At 67.6% G+C, this 19,204-nt stretch carries 20 protein-coding genes; 15 read left to right on the forward strand and 5 right to left on the reverse strand.

Annotated elements, in window-relative coordinates:
- Window position 1: 1 nt before the first annotated feature.
- From ACNQVK_RS12080 to ACNQVK_RS12140, 13 genes are all read left to right on the forward strand, one after another.
- A complete protein-coding gene (locus ACNQVK_RS12080; protein ID WP_418029699.1) occupies window positions 2-1,234 on the forward strand; it encodes a DUF885 domain-containing protein in 1,233 nt (410 codons plus the stop codon).
- A 218-nt stretch (window positions 1,235-1,452) separates the two neighbouring features.
- The gene (locus tag ACNQVK_RS12085) at window positions 1,453-1,860 is read left to right on the forward strand and encodes a hypothetical protein (RefSeq protein WP_418029700.1); all 408 of its coding nucleotides are present in this window, start codon (window positions 1,453-1,455) and stop codon (window positions 1,858-1,860) included.
- A 235-nt stretch (window positions 1,861-2,095) separates the two neighbouring features.
- The gene (locus ACNQVK_RS12090) at window positions 2,096-2,407 is read left to right on the forward strand and encodes a hypothetical protein (RefSeq protein ID WP_211155558.1); all 312 of its coding nucleotides are present in this window, start codon (window positions 2,096-2,098) and stop codon (window positions 2,405-2,407) included.
- 43 nt (window positions 2,408-2,450) lie between these two features.
- Window positions 2,451-2,969, forward strand: coding sequence for a hypothetical protein (locus ACNQVK_RS12095; protein WP_418029701.1), 519 nt, complete (start codon window positions 2,451-2,453; stop codon window positions 2,967-2,969).
- Window positions 2,970-2,979: 10 nt separating this feature from the next.
- Window positions 2,980-4,443 carry a glycine hydroxymethyltransferase gene (locus ACNQVK_RS12100; protein WP_418029702.1) on the forward strand — a complete coding sequence of 488 codons (1,464 nt, stop codon included), beginning with the start codon at window positions 2,980-2,982 and terminating at the stop codon, window positions 4,441-4,443.
- 65 nt (window positions 4,444-4,508) lie between these two features.
- The gene (locus ACNQVK_RS12105; RefSeq protein ID WP_418029703.1) at window positions 4,509-5,336 is read left to right on the forward strand and encodes an acyl-ACP desaturase; all 828 of its coding nucleotides are present in this window, start codon (window positions 4,509-4,511) and stop codon (window positions 5,334-5,336) included.
- A 200-nt stretch (window positions 5,337-5,536) separates the two neighbouring features.
- Window positions 5,537-6,850, forward strand: a complete 1,314-nt coding sequence (locus ACNQVK_RS12110; protein ID WP_044519940.1) for a PhoH family protein — start codon at window positions 5,537-5,539, stop codon at window positions 6,848-6,850.
- Window positions 6,851-6,928: 78 nt separating this feature from the next.
- On the forward strand, window positions 6,929-7,813 hold the full coding sequence (locus ACNQVK_RS12115; RefSeq protein ID WP_418029704.1) for a polysaccharide deacetylase family protein: 885 nt from the start codon (window positions 6,929-6,931) through the stop codon (window positions 7,811-7,813).
- A gap of 70 nt (window positions 7,814-7,883) precedes the next feature.
- Window positions 7,884-8,867 carry an Acg family FMN-binding oxidoreductase gene (locus ACNQVK_RS12120; RefSeq protein WP_418029705.1) on the forward strand — a complete coding sequence of 328 codons (984 nt, stop codon included), beginning with the start codon at window positions 7,884-7,886 and terminating at the stop codon, window positions 8,865-8,867.
- A gap of 22 nt (window positions 8,868-8,889) precedes the next feature.
- On the forward strand, window positions 8,890-9,339 hold the full coding sequence (locus ACNQVK_RS12125; RefSeq protein ID WP_418029706.1) for a universal stress protein: 450 nt from the start codon (window positions 8,890-8,892) through the stop codon (window positions 9,337-9,339).
- Window positions 9,340-9,349: 10 nt separating this feature from the next.
- Window positions 9,350-9,988: a hypoxia response regulator transcription factor DosR/DevR gene (dosR, locus tag ACNQVK_RS12130; protein ID WP_418029707.1), complete on the forward strand. Its 639-nt coding sequence runs from the start codon at window positions 9,350-9,352 to the stop codon at window positions 9,986-9,988.
- A gap of 83 nt (window positions 9,989-10,071) precedes the next feature.
- A complete protein-coding gene (locus tag ACNQVK_RS12135) occupies window positions 10,072-10,530 on the forward strand; it encodes a pyridoxamine 5'-phosphate oxidase family protein (RefSeq protein WP_418029708.1) in 459 nt (152 codons plus the stop codon).
- A gap of 42 nt (window positions 10,531-10,572) precedes the next feature.
- Complete coding sequence (locus ACNQVK_RS12140; RefSeq protein WP_418029709.1) at window positions 10,573-12,297, forward strand: GAF domain-containing protein; 1,725 nt, start codon at window positions 10,573-10,575, stop codon at window positions 12,295-12,297.
- A 64-nt stretch (window positions 12,298-12,361) separates the two neighbouring features.
- Here the strand turns inward: ACNQVK_RS12140 and ACNQVK_RS12145 are convergent, their stop codons facing one another.
- Both ACNQVK_RS12145 and glpX read right to left on the reverse strand, forming a co-directional pair.
- A complete protein-coding gene (locus tag ACNQVK_RS12145) occupies window positions 12,362-13,777 on the reverse strand; it encodes a class II fumarate hydratase (RefSeq protein ID WP_418029710.1) in 1,416 nt (471 codons plus the stop codon).
- Window positions 13,778-13,795: 18 nt separating this feature from the next.
- A complete protein-coding gene (gene glpX, locus ACNQVK_RS12150) occupies window positions 13,796-14,824 on the reverse strand; it encodes a class II fructose-bisphosphatase (RefSeq protein ID WP_044519933.1) in 1,029 nt (342 codons plus the stop codon).
- 55 nt (window positions 14,825-14,879) lie between these two features.
- Here glpX and ACNQVK_RS12155 point away from each other — a divergent pair, with 55 nt between their 5' ends.
- The gene (locus ACNQVK_RS12155) at window positions 14,880-15,518 is read left to right on the forward strand and encodes a DUF4245 domain-containing protein (RefSeq protein WP_418029711.1); all 639 of its coding nucleotides are present in this window, start codon (window positions 14,880-14,882) and stop codon (window positions 15,516-15,518) included.
- 23 nt (window positions 15,519-15,541) lie between these two features.
- A complete protein-coding gene (locus ACNQVK_RS12160) occupies window positions 15,542-16,342 on the forward strand; it encodes a dienelactone hydrolase family protein (protein WP_418029712.1) in 801 nt (266 codons plus the stop codon).
- Here the strand turns inward: ACNQVK_RS12160 and ACNQVK_RS12165 are convergent.
- From ACNQVK_RS12165 to ACNQVK_RS12175, 3 genes are all read right to left on the reverse strand, one after another.
- Window positions 16,339-17,526 (reverse strand): AI-2E family transporter, encoded by a 1,188-nt coding sequence (locus tag ACNQVK_RS12165; protein WP_418029713.1) that lies wholly within the window; start codon window positions 17,524-17,526, stop codon window positions 16,339-16,341. The genes ACNQVK_RS12160 and ACNQVK_RS12165 overlap by 4 nt on opposite strands.
- Window positions 17,527-17,590: 64 nt before the next feature.
- The gene (locus tag ACNQVK_RS12170; protein ID WP_418029714.1) at window positions 17,591-18,439 is read right to left on the reverse strand and encodes an SDR family NAD(P)-dependent oxidoreductase; all 849 of its coding nucleotides are present in this window, start codon (window positions 18,437-18,439) and stop codon (window positions 17,591-17,593) included.
- Window positions 18,436-19,200: an SDR family NAD(P)-dependent oxidoreductase gene (locus tag ACNQVK_RS12175; RefSeq protein WP_418029715.1), complete on the reverse strand. Its 765-nt coding sequence runs from the start codon at window positions 19,198-19,200 to the stop codon at window positions 18,436-18,438. The genes ACNQVK_RS12170 and ACNQVK_RS12175 overlap by 4 nt, the downstream gene beginning before the upstream one ends.
- Window positions 19,201-19,204 lie beyond the last annotated feature (4 nt).

Genomic DNA, 19,204 nt, shown 5'->3' on the forward strand with positions numbered 1-19,204 from the left:
CATGGGAAACGGGATGGACTTGGGAATCGGCTCGGGGACGGACTCAGCCGATTTCGTCCGCGAGTACCTGCTGCTCGGACTGCGCTTCGATCGTGTCGAGGACGGCTACGTCGACTCCTTCACCGGGGACCCGCAGTTGCGTCGCGCGGTCGAGAACGAGCCCGCACCCGACCCGGCCGAGCTGGCCCGTCAGGCCGATCGGTTACTGGCCCAGATCCCCGACGACCTCGACCACGACCGGGCCGAATACATCGCCGCGCACCTGCGCGCGCTCAACTGCGCGGGCCGAAAATTTGCCGGTGAGCAGGTCGGTTTCGTCGACGAGGTGCAGGCCTACTTCGACGTGCGGATCGGCAAGGGCGACCCCGAGCGCTACCGCCAGGCCCACGCCAAACTCGACGATGCACTGGGCGGCACCGGCCCGCTGGCCGAGCGAATTCAGGCGCACCGCACCGGAGACGAGATCCCGCCGGCCCGGCTGGAGGAATGCATCCACGCGTTCTCCTCGGCCCTGCGCGACAAGGTGCGTGCCGCGTATCCGTTGCCCGAGACCGAGACCATCACCTATGAGGTGGTCACCGACAAACCATGGTCGGGGTTCAACTACTACCTGGGCGACTACAAGTCGACCGTCGCGGTCAACGCCGACCTCAAGCAACAGATGGCCAATCTGCCCCGGCTGGTGGCCCACGAGTCCTACCCGGGCCATCACACCGAGCACTGCCGCAAAGAGGCCGGCCTGGTGGCCCGCGACGGCGAACTGGAACAGACGATCTTCCTCGTCAACACCCCGCAGTGCCTGATGGCCGAGGGCCTGGCCGACCTGGCGTTGCATGCCATCGTCGGGCCGGGCTGGGGTGCATGGGCGGCCGACATCTACGCCGACCTGGGGCTGCGGTTCGACGGGGAGCGCGCCGAGGCGATCTCGGAGGCGGTGGCGGGGCTGGCCGACGTGCGTCAGGACGCGGCGCTGATGCTGCACGACGAGCATCGCGACATCGACGAAGTCGCGGAGTTCCTCAAGCGGTGGCTGCTGGTCGACGACGACCGGGCCAGGCAGTCGCTGCGGTTCCTGTCCTCGCCGCTGTGGCGGGCCTACACCAGCACCTACGTCGAGGGTTACCGGCTACTGCGGGCGTGGTTGGACGACCGGCCCGACGGTGTGACGCTGCCCCAGCGCTTCGGTCGGTTGCTCGACGAGCCGCTGATTCCCTCGACGTTGCGGGGTTCCTGAGCCGATCGGATGGCCGGCTGCCGGAGCTGGCAGCAAATTCTCGATCCGATTCCGGCGTCGCCGTGATGGCCTGTCGTGAGGCTGTCTGGCGGTGTTCGATGTTGTGTTGGCACTCACTTATGACCTCGGTCTCAAGTAATTGAACCACACAGTTACCGGTCAGTAACATTGTTGCCGTAGGCCCGGTGGTAGTGCCGGGTCGGGCAAAGGAAATGACCATGGCAGCAACAAGGGAAAGTCTGAACAGGATCAAGCGCACGGCCGGCGTGGCCGTGGCGGCGGGCGCGATGGCGCTTGCCGGCATCCTCGGCTCTGGCGCGGTGGCCAACGCCGGCCCCGTCACGAAGGTCGGCAGCGATCCGGTGGCGCCGGTCAGCCCCGGCGGCAAGAAAGCGCCCTTCACCAAGGTCGGTAGCGATCCGGTGACGTCCGCCATCTCTGGCATCGCCGGCGTCCCCACCATCTCCGGCACCGAGATCCCGCCCCTGGTCAGCCCGTGGCCCGGCGGCGCGTGGGCCGGCCACGACTGGAGCAAGGGATACCCCGGCGGCGGTTTCGCCAACGGCAAGGGCGGCGGCGCTGCGATCCACGGCAGGGCTGGCGGCGCCTGGAATCACAGCAACTAAAAATGTTTGCTGACGAGCGCTCTGGAATTCGGCGCTCCCGCCGGCCGGGTGCTTGTCCTGGCGTTCGGCGCGTTCTCGGAAACGACCGTTGCAACTGCAAATACTGACCTTGATTTGCGCTGCTTCCCGTCTCGGGGTGGGCGCTGTCCAGCTGGTTGATCGGCCCGTTCGATGAAGCGTAAAATATTTGCTGAACATCGCGGCGATGAAACCGGGTCACAGCTTGGGAGTCGACATGGCTGCAACGAGGACGAAATCGAACCGGGTGAAGTTGATGACCGGCGTGATCGTGGTGGCCGGCTCGATGGGGCTGGCCGGACCTACGGCGGTGGCCAATGCCGATCCCGTCGTCGTTCTGAATGGCGAAACCGTGGATCCGCCAACACCTGGCCTCGTGATCCCGTGGCCCGGCGGCGCATGGGCCGGCCATGACTGGAGCAAGGGGTGGCCCGGCGGCGCCTGGGCCGGTCACGACTGGAGCAAGGGGTGGCCGGGCGGCGGTTACGCCAACGGAAAGGCCGGCGGCGCCTGGAACCACACGAAGTGATCTGCTGCTGATCCCGTCGGCATTGCGGGCTTAGGCTCCGACGATGTCGTCTCTGAGGCGAGACATCCCCGCCATCGCCACCCCGCTCAACCTTCTGTTGGTGCTCTGGATGGCCGTCGGGCGCGGCCTGTTCGTGCCGCTCGGCTGGATGATGGTGTTCGTCGTCCTCTGTTCGCCTGTGCTCGTGCTCTCTCTGGTGGCGACCACCAGGATGATGCGTCGGCTACCCGGGCCGGAACTCACCTCCGGGCAGGCCTGGGCGCAGATCGTCGTGTGGTCGGCGATGTTCGGCTTCGGCCTGTTCGGCGCCGACGGAGGCGACAGTGGCACCACCCCGTCGATCCTGATGAAGCTGCTCGGCGAGCGGCCGTGGGCGGAAACCGTGAGCCTGCTGCTCTGGTGGGGCTGCGTTTTCGTCGGGCCCGCCGCGTGGTTCGTGCTGCTCTCCAAGCTCACCAAGGGCCTCGCGGTCGCGTCGCAACCTCAGCAGCCGTTCCCCCAGCCCGGTTATCCCGGCTATCCAGCCCCGGGCCCGATCAACGGCCACAACCGCCCCGACTAGGCTAAAAGACATGGCAGCAGACTCGTCATCCACCTTGCCCGCGGCTTCCGGCGCTGATTACGCCGACACCTCAAGCGCCGCCTACCAGGCCGCGTTGCAGGTCATCGAATCCGTCGAGCCCAGGGTCGCGGCAGCCACCCGCAAAGAGCTTGCCGATCAACGTGATTCGCTCAAGCTGATCGCCAGTGAGAATTACGCCTCCCCGGCGGTGCTGCTCACCATGGGCACCTGGTTCTCCGACAAGTACGCCGAGGGCACCGTGGGGCACCGCTTCTACGCGGGCTGCCAGAACGTCGACACCGTCGAAGCCCTGGCCGCCGAGCACGCGCGTGAACTGTTCGGGGCCCCCTACGCCTACGTCCAGCCGCACTCCGGCATCGATGCCAATCTCGTTGCCTACTGGGCCATCCTGGCCACCAAGGTGGAGGCGCCGGGCCTGGCCGAACTGGGCGCCAAGCACGTCAACGACCTGTCCGAGGCGGACTGGGAGACCCTGCGCAACAAGCTGGGCAACCAGCGCCTGCTCGGCATGTCCCTGGATGCCGGCGGGCACCTGACACACGGCTTCCGGCCCAACATCTCGGGCAAGATGTTCCACCAGCACAGCTACGGGACCAACCCCGAGACGGGTTTCCTGGACTACGACGCGGTGGCCGCGGCGGCTCGCGAGTTCAAGCCGTTGGTGCTGGTCGCGGGCTACTCGGCCTACCCGCGCCGGGTGAACTTCGCCAAGATGCGCGAGATCGCCGACGAGGTCGGCGCCACCCTGATGGTCGATATGGCGCACTTCGCCGGGCTGGTCGCGGGCAAGGTGTTCACCGGTGACGAGAACCCGGTGCCGCACGCCCACGTCACCACGACCACCACCCACAAGTCGCTGCGCGGACCGCGCGGCGGCATGGTGCTGGCCACCGAGGAATTCGCGCCTGCCGTGGACAAGGGTTGCCCGATGGTGCTCGGCGGGCCGCTGAGCCACGTGATGGCGGCCAAGGCCGTCGCGCTGGCCGAGGCGCGCCAGCCGTCGTTCCGGACTTACGCTCAGCAGGTCGCCGACAACGCCCAGGCGCTGGCCGACGGCTTCGTCAAGCGGGATGCGGGCCTGGTCACCGGTGGCACCGACAACCACCTGGTGCTGCTCGACGTGCGGTCGTTCGGTCTGACCGGCCGCCAGGCCGAGTCCGCGCTGCTGGACGCGGGCGTCGTCACCAACCGCAACGCGATCCCGGCCGACCCCAACGGCGCCTGGTACACCAGCGGCATCCGGCTGGGCACGCCGGCGCTGACGAGCCGCGGATTCGGCGCCGACGACTTCGACCGGGTGGCCGAGCTGATCGTCGACGTGCTGTCCAACACGCAGGCCGAGGGGACCTCGAAGGCCAAGTACAAGCTGGCCGACGGAACCGCTGAGCGCGTGCGCGCGGCCTCGGCGGAGCTGCTGGACGCCAACCCGCTGTACCCGGGCCTGACCCTCTGAACGTGTGGGCCGCACCACAACGGCCCCACTTTCAGAAACATGTGAACCCGGGTTACAGTTACTCCATGGCACAGAAACCTGTAGCTAATGCGATGACCCTGGAGCTCGAGCCGGTTGTGGAGGCTGAGCTGCGTCGACACCTGGATACCGAGGATCTGTGGTACGCGCACGATTACGTGCCGTTCGACCAGGGCGAGAACTTCGCCTTCCTTGGTGGCCAGGACTGGGACCCCTCGCAGGTGACCCTGCCCAAGAACGTCACCGACGCCTTGGAGATCCTGCTGATCACCAAGGACAACCTGTCCGGTTACCACCGTGAGCTCGTCGAGCACTTCATCCTCGAAGACAAGTGGGGCCGCTTCCTGGGCCGCTGGACCGCCGAGGAGCACCTGCACGCCGTCGCGCTGCGCAACTACCTCGTCGTCACCCGCGAGATCGACCCGACGGCCAATGAGGACGTGCGCGTCGAGCATGTGATGAAGGGCTACCGCGCCGACAGCTACAGCCAGATCGAGACGCTGGTGTTCATGACGTTCTTCGAGCGTGCGCATGCGGTGTTCACTCGCAACCTCGAGGCACAGATCGCCGAGCCGGTGTTGAAGTCTCTGGTCGGCCGCATCGTCCTCGACGAGGAGCGCCACGAGGAGTTCTTCGCCAACCTGGTGTCGCACCTGCTGGGCACCCATCGTGACGAGACCGTCGCGGCCATCGCGGCCCGGGCGCGCGAGCTCGACGTGATCGGCGCTGACATCGACGCCTACCAGGACAAGGTCGCCGTGGTGGCCGAGGCCGGCATCTTCGACAAGGCCGCTCTGGCGAAGGTCATCTCCGACCGGATCAGCGCCTGGGGGCTGGCCGACGAGCCTGCACTCCAGGAGTTCATCAACACGTAACGCGCCGGGCGTCATACACGCGGCGCGCCAGACAGCAACCCCGCCGAGGCGGGAGTAGCGTCAAATCCGATGGCTAGCGACATGCTCTGCTGTCCGGACGGTACCGATCGGTTAGATCACGAGAGGACCGGCTCCGGTCCTGGTGCCGCAGTGTCCACCGAGCAACTCGTGTGGGGCCGCGCGGGTTCTAGGAGCGCCACGTGACTGATACTCCTGTCCGTACCTATGTGCTCGACACATCCGTGTTGTTGTCCGATCCATGGGCATGCACGCGGTTCGCCGAGCATGAAGTGGTGGTCCCGCTGGTCGTGATCAGCGAGCTGGAGGCCAAACGGCATCACCACGAGCTGGGCTGGTTCGCTCGGCAGGCGCTACGGATGTTCGATGATCTGCGGCTTGAGCACGGACGGCTGGATCAGCCGATTCCTGTTGGCGCAGAAGGCGGCACGCTGCAGGTCGAGTTGAATCACATCGACCAGTCGGTGTTGCCGACGGGCTTCCGCACCGAGACCAACGACACCCGGATCCTCGCGTGTGCGGCCAATCTCGCTGCGGAGGGTAAGCATGTCACGCTGGTGAGCAAGGACATCCCGCTGCGCGTCAAAGCCGGCGCGGTTGGCCTGGCTGCCGACGAGTACCACGCGCAGGATGTCGTGGTGTCCGGCTGGACCGGGATGACCGAATTCGACGTGGCGCCAGAGGATATCGACACGCTGTTCTCCGACGGCGAGATCGATCTGACCGAAGCTCGGGATCTCCCCTGCCACACCGGAATTCGGTTGCTGGGTGGCAGTTCGTCGGCGCTCGGGCGGGTCAACGCCGAGAAGCGGGTGCAGCTGGTGCGCGGTGATCGCGAAGTGTTCGGCCTCCGGGGAAGGTCAGCCGAACAGCGCGTCGCCCTCGATCTGCTGCTCGACGAGTCGGTCGGCATCGTCTCTCTCGGCGGCAAGGCAGGCACCGGCAAATCCGCGCTCGCTCTGTGCGCGGGCCTGGAAGCCGTTCTGGAACGGCGAACTCAGCGCAAGGTCGTGGTGTTCCGTCCGCTGTATGCGGTCGGCGGACAGGATCTCGGCTACCTGCCGGGTAGCGAGAGCGAGAAGATGGGCCCGTGGGCCCAGGCCGTCTTCGACACCCTCGAAGGGTTGGCCAGCCCGGCGGTGCTGGAGGAGGTACTCGCCCGCGGAATGCTGGAAGTGCTTCCGCTGACCCATATTCGGGGCCGGTCCCTGCACGACTCGTTCGTCATCGTCGATGAGGCACAGTCGCTGGAACGCAACGTGTTGCTGACCGTGCTGTCACGGCTCGGCGCGGGTTCGCGGGTGGTGCTGACCCACGACGTGGCCCAGCGCGACAACCTGCGGGTGGGCCGCCACGACGGTGTAGCGGCGGTGATCGAGAAGCTCAAGGGCCACCCCTTGTTCGCCCACATCACACTGCAGCGCAGTGAACGTTCGCCGATCGCGGCGCTCGTCACCGAGATGCTGGAGGAGTTCAGCCCCGGCGCGCTGCCCTGAGTCGGAGTGATTTGTGCACCTCCCGTAACGGCAGGCGTTACGGGAGGTGCACAAATCGCCAGCCGGTAGGCTGCCGGAGTGGCGAGGCTCCCCAACAGTCAGGCGTGGCGGTGGACGGCAGTCGGCGTGACGGCCGCCGTCGTGGTCGTGGTGGTGGGAGTTCTCACCGGCCACATCCACCGGGACGGCCCCGATGACGTGGACTGTTCCAAGGAGAAGTGCGTCGCACTGACCTTCGACGACGGGCCAGGGCCGTACACCGACCGGCTCCTGCAGATCCTCAAGGACAACGACGCCAAGGCCACGTTCTTCCAGATCGGCAACAAGGTCGCCGCCAATCCCGAGGGTTCCAAGCGGGTGGTCGAGGCCGGGATGGAACTGGGCAGTCACACCTGGGAACACCCCAACATGACGACCATCCCGCCGGAGGACATCCCGGCCCAGTTCAGCAAGGCCAGCGACGCCATCGAGGCCGCGACGGGCCAGCGGCCGAAGCTGGTGCGCACGGCGGGCGGGCTGATCAACGACCAGGTCCTGGCCGAGGCCCGAAAGCAGGGGTTGGCCGACATCAACTGGGACGTCATCCCGTTCGACTGGGCCAACGACGCCAACACCGCCGCCACCCGGTACATGCTGATGACGCAGATCAAGCCGGGTGCTGTCGTACTTTTTCATGACACTTATTCGTCCACCGTGGATCTCGTGCAACAGTTCATCCCGGTGCTCAAGGCCAACGGCTACCACCTGGTGACCGTCAGCCACATGCTCGGTGAGCGCGAGCCCGGCACCAGCTACGGCAGCCGGGACAACGGGCCGCCCGTGCCGCCGGCCGAGGCGCTCAAGGACATCCCGCCGGAGGAGATCCCGGCGTTGCCCGCGACGCCCTCGCCCGCTCCGATGCCGAACTTCCCGATCACGGACATTCCCGGGGCGAATTCGGGCGGCCCCAACAATGGGGCATGAGACGCACATCGCGTCGGTTTGAGGACCAAAGACCCTAACCGGCGGGCCCGGGCACGACGAGGCTTGAAGCATGCCCGACACGATGTGCGACACAGCGACCCTCACCCGTGCGGTGCAGCTGGCATCGCGTGCGCCCTCCCTGCACAACACCCAACCGTGGCGGCTGGTGGCCGAACACGACGGCCTGCAGCTGTTCCTCGACCCGTACCGGGTGGTGAGTGCGACCGACCGGTCCTCGCGTGAAGCGGTCATCAGCTGCGGCGTGCTCCTGGACCACCTCCGGGTCGCCATGGCCGCGGCCGGGTGGGACACCGCCGTCGACCGCTTCCCCAATCCGAACGACCCCGATCACCTGGCGACGTTGCAGTTCTCGCCGATGCCCTTCGTCACCGAGGCCCACCGCCGCAGGGCCGACGCCATCCTGGCCCGGCGCACCGACCGCTTGCCCATGACCGGGTACGCGGACTGGGATGCCTTCGAAGTGCTGCTGCGGGCGCGGCTGGCCGAAGGTCCCGTACACCTGGACGTGCTGGCAGAGGAGATGCGCGAAACCGTGGCAGAGGCCGCCGAACTGACCGAGTCGCTGCGGCTCTACGATTCCGCTTACCACGCCGAACTTGCCTGGTGGACAACACCGTTCGCGACCGAAGACGGTATTCCACAGGACTCGCTGGTGTCGGCCGCCGAAAGCGAGCGCGTCGCGGTGGCACGCACCTTCCCGGTCACCGCACACACCGATCGGCGTCCCACGGTTCGCGAAGATTCGGCCACCCTGGTGGTGCTGTCCACCGACGGCTACAGCCGGGCCGACGCCCTCGACGCCGGCGAGGCACTGTCGGCGCTGCTGCTGGAATGCACGCTGTCGGGACTGGCCACCTGCCCGGTCAGCCACGTGAGCGAGCTGCACGCCAGTCGCGACATCATCGCCACCCTGACCGGCCGCGACGCCTGCCCGCAGCTGCTGGTGCGGATCGGCATCGCCCCCACCCTCACCGACGCGCCGCCGCCCACCCCGCGCCGCGCTGTCGAGGCTTTCCTGACCTTCGAATCCTGACCTTCCCCATAGGAGCTGACCCATGACCGACACCCTGATCGATCCCGCCTCCACCATTGCTCTCACCGCTGGTGCGGCCGTCGTGGTCGAAGCCGACGGCCGCACCGCCAGCAACGACGCCCTGCACACGGCGATCGACGAAGCCGTGCGGCGCGGCGCGCCCCTGCGGGTGCTGACCACCTGGGGAGCCCGGCACCGTGAGATGTACGACGAGACCGCTGTCGCCGAGCGCGACCGGTTGTCGGCCGCACAGCTCGAGCGCCGCCTGAGCCGTGCGCTGAAGCGCTCGCCAGACCTCGACGCGCAGAGCATCGACGGCTACGACAGCGCCACGGAATACCTGACGGCACATCCGGAGTCGGCACAGGTGCTCGTGGTCGGTGCGGATCACCAGGATTCGGCCGGGCTGCAGAGCGCGGTGGCCCGCTCGGGTTGCGCGGTGCTCACTTGCGATCGGCGCCCGCGATTGTGAGACTCGGGGGATGATCAGAGTTTTTCTGGTCGATGACCATGAGGTGGTTCGCCGCGGGCTGATCGACCTGCTCAGCGCCGACCCGGAGCTCGACGTGATCGGCGAGGCTGATTCGGTGGCCCAGGCGATGGCCCGGGTGCCCGCGCTGGCGCCCGATGTCGCGGTGCTCGATGTGCGGTTGCCCGACGGCAACGGCATCGAGCTGTGCCGGGAACTGTTGTCGCGCATGCCCGATCTGCGCTGCTTGATGCTGACCTCGTTCACCTCCGACGAGGCGATGCTGGATGCCATCCTGGCCGGCGCCAGCGGCTACGTGGTCAAGGACATCAAGGGCATGGAACTGGCCAAAGCGATCAAGGACGTGGGGGCCGGGAAGTCGCTGCTGGACAACCGTGCCGCCACGGCGTTGATGGCCAAGCTGCGCGGGGACGCCGAGCGTTCCGACCCGTTGGCCGGGCTGACGCAGCAGGAGCGGGTGCTGCTGGATCTGCTGGGGGAGGGGCTCACCAATCGGCAGATCGCGGCCCGGATGTTCCTCGCCGAGAAGACGGTCAAGAACTACGTGTCGCGGTTACTGGCCAAGCTGGGCATGGAACGCCGGACGCAGGCCGCCGTATTCGCCTCGACGCTGGACCGTCACCGCGAGTAGTCCTGGCTCCCAGGGTCTTTGGTCCCTAATGGTCGGGGCCTTCGCCCGTGGTGCTGCGATCCTCACACCAATAATCTCGGGCCATGAGCCATGATGTCGACACCGTCTCGGGGTCCGGAACGTCAACGCGCAGTGAGCCGGTCTCGATTCTGTCCGAGCGCGAGAGCTGGGAGCTGCTGGGCGGGGTGTCGCTCGGCCGCCTCGTCACCGCGGTCGACGACGAGGCGCACGTCTTCCCGGTGAACTTCGTGGTGCAGAATCGAACCATCTTGTTCCGCACCGCGGCGGGCACGAAACTGATCAGTGCCGCGATCAACAACCAGGTGGTGTTCGAAGCCGACGATCACACCGCGGCCGAAGGCTGGAGCGTGATCGTGCGAGGTGTCGCACGCACCCTGCGCACGGACGAGGAACTCGACGAAGCCGAGCAGGCGCAGTTACTTCCGTGGACGGCGACGGCGAAGACGCACTATGTACGGGTGTCACCGGTCCGGGTCACCGGTCGTCGCTTCCGGTTCGGACCTGAACCGGCGGCGGGGTGACAACCTGGACGCGCTTGGTGCGTTGCAGCCGGTAGTGCCAGCATGGTGGACGTGACTGGTCACGGAGCCCACCCCGACGATGAACAGCGAACCCCTCCGTTGCGGAACACTCTGTCGCAGCTGCGGTTGCGCGAACTGCTCACCGAGGTCCAGGACCGCGTCGAGGAGATCATCACCGGCCGCGACCGGATCGACGGGCTGGTCGAGGCCATGCTCGCGGTGACCTCGGGGCTGGACCTCGAGCTCACGCTGAGCACCATCGTGCGGACCGCGATCGAGCTGGTCGACGCCCGCTACGGCGCGCTGGGTGTGCGTGGCGACGACCACGAGCTGACCGAGTTCGTCTACCAAGGCATCGACGACGAGACCCGGGCGCTGATCGGGCATCTGCCCGAGGGGCGGGGTGTGCTCGGCGTGCTGATCGACGATCCGAAACCGATCCGCCTCGACGACATCCGCGAGCATCCCGCCTCGGTCGGGTTCCCGTCCAACCACCCGCCGATGCGGACCTTTCTCGGTGTCCCGGTGCGGATCCGCGACGAGGTGTTCGGCAACCTCTACCTGACCGACAAGACCAACGGGCAGCCGTTCAGCGAGGACGACGAGGTGCTCGTGGAGGCCCTGGCCGCGGCTGCCGGCGTCGCCGTGGAGAACGCCCGGCTGTACCAGCTGTCGCGCGACCGGCAGGCCTGGATTGCGGCCACCCGCGACATCGGCACCGAACTGCTGAGCGGCACGGAACCGGCGACGGTGTTCCGGATGGTCGCCGACGAGGCGCTCAAACTGACCGGTGCGGACCGCATCGTGGTCGCGGTACCCGGCAGCGAGGTTCCGTCCGCCGAGGCCGACGCCCTGGTGGTGGCCGCCACGGCGGGCAGTCCGACCATGATCGATTCGATTCCGGTGGGCCGGCACGCCGCCGAGGACGCGGTCGGCGAGGCGTTCCGCGACGGTACCCCGCACCGGCTGGACCGACTAGAGCTCGACGGCTCGGGTGGCCCGGCCCTGGTGCTGCCGCTGCGTACGTTCGACACTGTCGCCGGGGTATTGGTGGCGGTGCGCGCCGAGGGCGCCCGGACTTTCACCGCTGAGCAACTCGACATGGCCGCGGCGTTCGCCGACCAGGCCGCGGTGGCCTGGCAGCTGGCCAGCTCGCAGCGCAGTGTGCGTGAGCTGGAGATCCTCGCCGACCGCGACCGGATCGCCCGGGACCTGCATGACCACGTGATCCAGCGCCTGTTCGCGGTGGGCCTGTCTCTGCAGGGCACGATCCCGCGGGCGCAATCGCCGGAGGTCCAGCAACGGCTCACCGCCACCGTCGACGACCTGCAGACGGTCATCCAGGAGATCCGGACCGCGATCTTCGATCTGCACGGCGCCCAGGCCGGTACGACGCGGCTGCGGCAGCGCCTCGACGAGGTGATCGCCCAGTTCTCCGACGCACCGATCCACACCAGCACGCGGTTCGTCGGACCGCTGTCGGTGGTCGATGCGACCCTGGCCGATCATGCCGAGGCGGTGCTGCGTGAAGCGATCAGCAACGCGGTACGTCATTCGGGGGCAACCGAACTCGCCGTCCTGGTGGAGGTGGCCGACGACCTGTCCGTCGAGGTGTCCGACAACGGCTGCGGGATCGCCGCCGAGGTCACCGAGAGCGGCCTGGGCAATCTGCGGGCCCGGGCATTGGATGCCGGTGGCCGGTTCACCATCACCGACCGGCCCGGTGGCGGAACCGTGTTGCGTTGGGCCGCACCGCTTCCCGACTAGCGCGCATACAAAAGCGCCCCGAAACCTGGTGGTTTCGGGGCGCCTCTGCAATCACAGGGCGGAGTTACTCGCCGTCCTTGACCTTCGCCATGGCGAGCACGTCGAGGCGCTTGTCCAGCTCGGCCTCCGACAGCTTGTCGCCGATCAGGCCGCGGTCGATCACGGTCTGGCGGATGGTCTTCTTCTCCTTGAGGGCCTGCTTGGCGACCTTGGCGGCCTCCTCGTAGCCGATCGCCGAGTTCAGCGGCGTCACGATCGAGGGGGACGACTCGGCCAGGGTGCGCAGGTGGTCCTCGTTGGCGACCAGGCCGTCGATGCACTTGGTGGCGAACAACTTCGACACATTCGCCAGCAGGGTGAACGACTCCAGCACGTTGCGCGCCATCATCGGGATGTACACGTTCAGCTCGAAGGCGCCCGACAGGCCGCCGACGGTGACGGCGGCGTCGTTGCCGATGACCTGGGCCGCCACCTGGGTGACCGCCTCGGGCAGAACGGGATTGACCTTGCCCGGCATGATCGAGCTACCCGGCTGCAGGTCCGGCAGCTGGATCTCGCCCAGGCCGGTCAGCGGGCCCGAGCCCATCCAGCGCACGTCGTTGGCGATCTTGGTCAGCGAGGCCGCGATGGTCTTGAGCGCACCGGACGCCTCGACCAGCCCGTCGCGGGCCGCCTGGGCCTCGAACGAGTCTGCGGCGGTGCGCAGTTCGGCGAGCCCGGTCTGGTTGACCAGCACCTCGACCACCTTGGGGCCGAAGCCGTCGGGGGCATTGAGCCCGGTGCCCACCGCGGTCCCGCCGATGGCGAGCTCACCCAGGCGGGGCAGCGTGGCCTTGACCCGCTCGATCCCGGCCTCGACCTGGCGGGCGTAGCCGCCGAACTCCTGGCCGAGCGTCACCGGCACCGCGTCCATCAGGTGGGTGCGGCCGGACTTCACCACGGTCTTCCACTGCTTGGCCTTGGCGGCCAGCGACTCGTGGAGCACCTCGAGCGCCGGAATCAGGTGGCGCACAGCGGCTTCGGTGGCGGCGATGTGGGTGGCCGTCGGGAACGTGTCGTTGGAGCTCTGCGACATGTTCACGTCGTCGTTGGGGTGAACGGTCACACCGTTGCGGGCGGCGATCGAGGCGATGACCTCGTTGGCGTTCATGTTGGAGCTGGTGCCCGAGCCGGTCTGGAAGACGTCGATCGGGAACTGATCGTCGTGCAGGCCGTCGGCGATCTCGCCGGCGGCGGCGATGATGGCGTCGGCCTTCTCGGCGGCCAGCAGACCCAGGTCCTTGTTGACCTGCGCGCAGGCTGCCTTCAGCAGGCCCAGCGCGCGGATCTGGGTGCGCTCCAGCCCGCGGAAGGAGATCGGGAAGTTCTCCACGGCCCGCTGGGTCTGCGCCCGCCACAGGGCGTTGACCGGCACGCGGACCTCGCCCATGGTGTCGTGCTCGATGCGGTATTCGGTCTCGACAGCGTTGTCGGTGCTCATGAATGCCTTTCTAGCGAGTTAGGGGAGCGGGTAGGCGGCGGTCTTGTCGCCGGTGAAGTCGATGGCGGAGTACTCGTTGAGCTTGGTCAGCCGGTGGTAGGCCTCGATCATCCGGACGGTGCCGGACTTGGACCGCATCACGATGGACTGGGTGGTGCAGCCACCGGGGTAGTACTGCACGCCCTTGAGCAGGTCACCGTCGGTGACACCCGTCGCGCAGAAGAAGACGTTCTCACCGGAGACGAGGTCGTCGGTCGAGAGCACCTGGTCCAGGTCGTAGCCGGCGTCGATGGCCTTCTGGCGTTCGGCGTCGTCGGTCGGGGCCAGCTGGGCCTGGATGGCGCCGCCCATACAGCGGATCGCAGCCGCGGCGATGATGCCCTCGGGCGTCCCGCCGATGCCGGCCAGGATGTCGGTGCCCGAGTTGGGGCGGCAGGCCGAGATCGCACCGGCGACGTCACCGTCGGTGATCAGCCGGATGCGGGCACCGGCGGAGCGGGCATCTTCGATCAGCTGGGCGTGCCGCGGCCGGTCCAGGATGCATACGGTGAGATCGCTGACCGAGGCGCCGCGCACCTTGGCCACCCGCCGGATGTTCTCGCCGATCGGGGCGGTGATGTCGATGGCGTCGGCGCACTCGGGGCCGACGGCGATCTTGTTCATGTAGAACACCGCCGACGGGTCGAACATGGCGCCGCGTTCGGCGACGGCGAGCACCGAGATGGCGTTGGGCATGCCCTTGCTCATCAGCGTGGTGCCGTCGACCGGGTCGACGGCGAAGTCGCACTCCGGTCCGTCGCCGTTGCCGACCTCTTCACCGTTGAAGAGCATCGGGGCTTCGTCCTTCTCGCCCTCGCCGATCACCACGACGCCGCGCATCGACACCGAGTTGACCAGCTCACGCATGGCGTCGACGGCGGCCCCGTCCCCGCCCTCCTTGTCGCCGCGACCGACCCAGCGGCCTGCGGCCATGGCGCCGGCCTCGGTCACCCGGACGAGTTCGAGGGCAAGGTTGCGATCCGGGGCTTCTCCCCGCGTGGGACTCATGGCCCAGATTGTCCCAGAACGTGGTCAGCGTTTGGGAGCTGGGATACTGGCGAGCATGTCCTCCGAGCCGACCTCCCAGCCAACCCCGGTCCCGAAGCCGGAAAAGTCGCGGTTGCTGCAGGACGGCCGGGACATGTTCTGGTCGATGGCCCCGCTGGTCGTGGCCTGCATCGTCCTGGCCGGAATGCTGGGCATGTGCTCGTTCCAGGCGGGTGGGCCCGGGGCCGGCCCGGCCCCGGAATTCGATGCGCCGGCCGCCCTGCAGGCTGACGCCGACACCCTGAAGATCCCGATCCGGCTGCCCCAGCTGCCCGATGGCTGGCAGCCCAACTCCGGCAGCCGCCACGGCATCGACGGCGGTCTGACGCTTCCCGACGGCCAGCACGGTCGCGCGGTGTCCTCGCGCATCGGCTACCTGGCCCCCAATGGGAAGTACTTGAGCCTGACCCAGAGCAACGCGGATGAGGCCGCCCTGGTGGCCTCGATCAAGCCGGATTCGTATGCGTCCGGCACCGAGGACGTCGACGGGGTGACCTGGGTGGTCTACGAGAGCAGCGACCCGGAACCGGTGTGGACGACGAGGCTGAGCGGACCGGCGCAGGTTGCCATCACGGGCGCCGGTGGTACTGATGAGTACCGTACGCTGGCGAGTGCGACGCAGAAGCAGTCGCCGCTGCCGATCAAGAGGCCGTGACGCACTACCGGATGGAGCCCGCGTTGTCGTCGCCAGTTGCAGATCTCACCGGGTGGACAGCCACCCCATTCACCGCTGCCGATCAGACCTATGACGTGTACCGCAAGGGCGAAGGCCCCGGTGTCGTCCTGATTCCCGAGATCCCCGGCCTGCATCCCGGCGTGCTCGCGCTGGGCAACCATCTGGTGGACAACGGCTTCACGGTGGCCGCACCGTCGCTGTTCGGTACCCCGGGTGCGGCTGCCGTCCGTCCGGGCGCCATCCCGGTCATGGTCAAAGCCTGCGTGACAAAGGAATTCGCGGCGTTCGCGACGAACGCCGACCGTCCCGTCGCGCATTACCTACGGGCCCTGGCCCGCGATCTCAACGCCAACACTCCCGGCAAGGGCGTCGGCGTCATCGGGCAGTGCTTCACCGGCGGGTTCGCGCTCGCCGCCGCGGTGGACGACAGCGTGCTCGCGCCGGTGCTGAGTCAGCCGTCGATCCCGGTGGCCCTGACCGCGGCGCAGAAACGCGATCCGGGCATGTCGGAAGCCGAGCTCAAGATCGTCGAACAGCGGGTCGCCAACGACGGCCTGTGCGCGCTGGCCCTGCGGTTCAGCCAGGACCGGATGGCCCCCGGGGAGCGGTTCGCCACTCTCAAGGCCCGGCTCGGCGACGCCTTCGAGGTCATCGAGATCAACTCGAAGAAGGGCAATCCCGACGGCATCCCGGCATCCGCGCATTCGGTGCTCACCGATCAGGTGCGCGAGGTCGACGGGCATCCCGCGTATGAGGCACGCAAGCGGGTGGTGGCGTTTCTCACCGAGCGGCTGAACAACTAGCTCTCGGCCTTGGCTTCGGATTCGGCTCGGGGTTCAGCTTTCTGACCCCCGAGCCGTTTCTGGAACCACTCCCACAACCGCCGCCACGGGCGCTGTCCCGGCTCGTCGGGTTCGGTCGTCTCGAGCTCGACGCCCTTGAAGACCGCCAGGTAGACGCTGACCGTGGTGACGATGATGATCATCAGCACCGGCCCGATCACCAGACCGAAGAATCCGAACATCGAGATGCCGGCGAACACCGCCAGCAGCATGAGCGCGGGATCAAGTCGGGCGGCCTTGGGCACCAGCCACGGACGCAGCACGTTGTCGATGTTGGTGACCACCAGCAGATGGAACGCCACCACGAAGATGCCGCCGACGATGTTGCCGAAGAACATCATTCCGATGCCGAAGGGAATCGTGACGATCCCGCCGCCCAGCGGGATCACCGACAGCGCGGTCAGCAGGATCGCGAAGACGAAGAATCCGTTGTGGAAGCCGGCGATGTAGATCGAGATGGCACCTGCCACGCCTTGGCATAACGCGATCACGAACTGGCCCTTGACCGTTCCCTTAACCATGGCGCCGGTCTTGGCCAGGTACAGGTCGGTGATCTCCTCGCCGAGCGGGTTCAGCCGGCGGATCAGCGTGGCCATCTCGGCGCTGTTGACCAGCATCGAGATGAAGACGTACAGGAAGATGATCGACGCGGTGATGGCGCCGACCATGCCGCCGACCGCGCCCTGCAGGATTCCCAGCAGCCACTCGCCGATGTGCTGGGACAGCTTGACCACGGTGTCGCGCAACGAATCCGCGGTGAGGTGGATATCCAGGAACGGCACCCGTCCCAGCAGCGAGTTGACCAGCTGCAGGGCCCGGTCGCCGAGCGTGCTGACATCGGTGTCGGCGATCCAGGTGCTGACCGTGTTGACGAGCTGGGTCACCTGGACGATGGCCATGAACACGACCAGCGATACCGGGATGATCACCATCAGGATGGCGACCAACACCGTCAGCGTGGCCGAAAGGCCGGTGCCCATGCGGCGCTGAAACCGTTGGTACAGCGGCGTGAACAGGTACGCGCCGACCGCGGCCATCACGATCAGGACGAAGAAGCCGCGTAGGAAGTAGGCGCCGAGCAACACGGCCAGCACGGTCACGACTGCCAGTGCCCGCTTCTGGGTGAGAGAGAACTCGTCTTTCATCGGGCCCCTTCCCGCCGTTGGGCTGACCCTATCGTCACCCCGGCATGACGGTCGGCATTGAGCGTCACTCCAGGGTGACGTCGGTGCCCAATGCGGAGCCGTGGGCGGCCTGGCCGGCGCGTTGTGAGGCGACGAATTTCATCGAGAGCCGCTGCATCAGGCCCGGAGCCAGCCGGGCGAACAGCCAGGAGGCATGGGCGCGACGGGGTTTGACGAGGATGGCTTTGTTTCGGGCGATGGCGCGCAGGGTGTCGGCGGCCAACCGGTCGGCCTCGTAGGCGGTCTTGACCCCCTGGCCCTGCAGGAAGTAGTCGCGTCCGACGAAACCGCCGACCGCGCCCTTGTCCAGGATCGGGGTCTCGACCGCGGCCGGGCATACGGCCAGCACGCCCACGCCATGGGCGGCGGCTTCCGAACGCAGGGCCAGCGACAGCCCGACGACGGCATGCTTGGTCATCACGTAGCTGGTGAGCTGGCCCGCTGCAGCAAGGCCGGCCATCGAGGCGGTGTTGATGATGTGGCCGTGGCCCTGCCGGATCATCTGCGGATACGCCGCTGCGACTCCGTGGACGACACCGCGCACGTTGATGTCGATGATGGCGTTCCACTGATCGAGGGTCAGCAGTTCGGTGTCGCCGCCCCAGACGATGCCGGCGTTGTTGAACATCAGGTCGAGCTTTCCGGCCCGCTCCACGACACCGTCGACCGCGGCCTGCACGGCGGCCGCATCGGTGACGTCGAGACGTGCCGACCGGGCGCCGAGCGTTGCGGCGGTCGACGCGGCGGCGTCGCCGTCGATGTCAGTGCAGAGCACCTCGGCGCCGGCGGCGGCCAGCGCTCGGCACAGCGCCGCGCCGATTCCCGATCCGGCACCGGTGACCAGCGCCTGCTTGCCGGCCAGCTCGCTGGTCACGCCTGGGCCAGCTTCATGACGTGACCCAGCACGTCGGGGTACCGCTTGAGGTGTGCACCGCCGTTGAGGTCGAGCACCTCGCCGGTCAGCCAGGACGCCTGCGGCGAGCACAGGAACACCACGGCACCGGCGATGTCCTCGGGTGTGCCGGCGCGGCCCAGTGCGGTGTTGTCGATGTAGTCCTCGACCACACCCGGGATCATCGCGGCGGGCTCGGTCAGCGGGGTCCGCACGAACCCCGGCGCGATCGCGTTGACCCGGATACCGCGCGGCCCGAGTTCCAGTGCAGCCACCTGGGTCAGCATCGACAATCCGGCCTTGGCTGCGCAGTAGGCGCTCATGCCCGCCGCGGGCTGACGTCCGTTCAACGATGAAATCGACACCAGGACACCACCTTCGGGCAGGTTACGGCCGGCGTGTTTGGCGACGATGAATCCGCCGTTGAGGCAGACGTCGACAACCGAGCGGAAATCCTCGACCGGCATGTCGGCGATCAGGCTGACATTGCTGAACCCGGCGCAGTTGAGCACGATGTCGACCGGTCCAGCCGTCTCGAACAGCTTCTGCACCGAGTCCTCGTCGGTGACGTCGGCATAGGCGCTGGTGTGCGGGGCACCCAACTCGGAAGCCCGGGCGGCCGCGCCGTCGGCGTCACGGTCGGCAAGCACGATTCGGCAGCCGTCGGCGGCCAGCGCCTGCGCGCTGGCCCAGCCGATCCCCGACGCTGCACCGATGATGATCGCGACGCGATTTGTTGACATACCG

The sequence above is a fragment of the Mycobacterium sp. 134 genome (assembly GCF_048282715.1).
GTDB lineage: Bacteria > Actinomycetota > Actinomycetes > Mycobacteriales > Mycobacteriaceae > Mycobacterium > Mycobacterium septicum.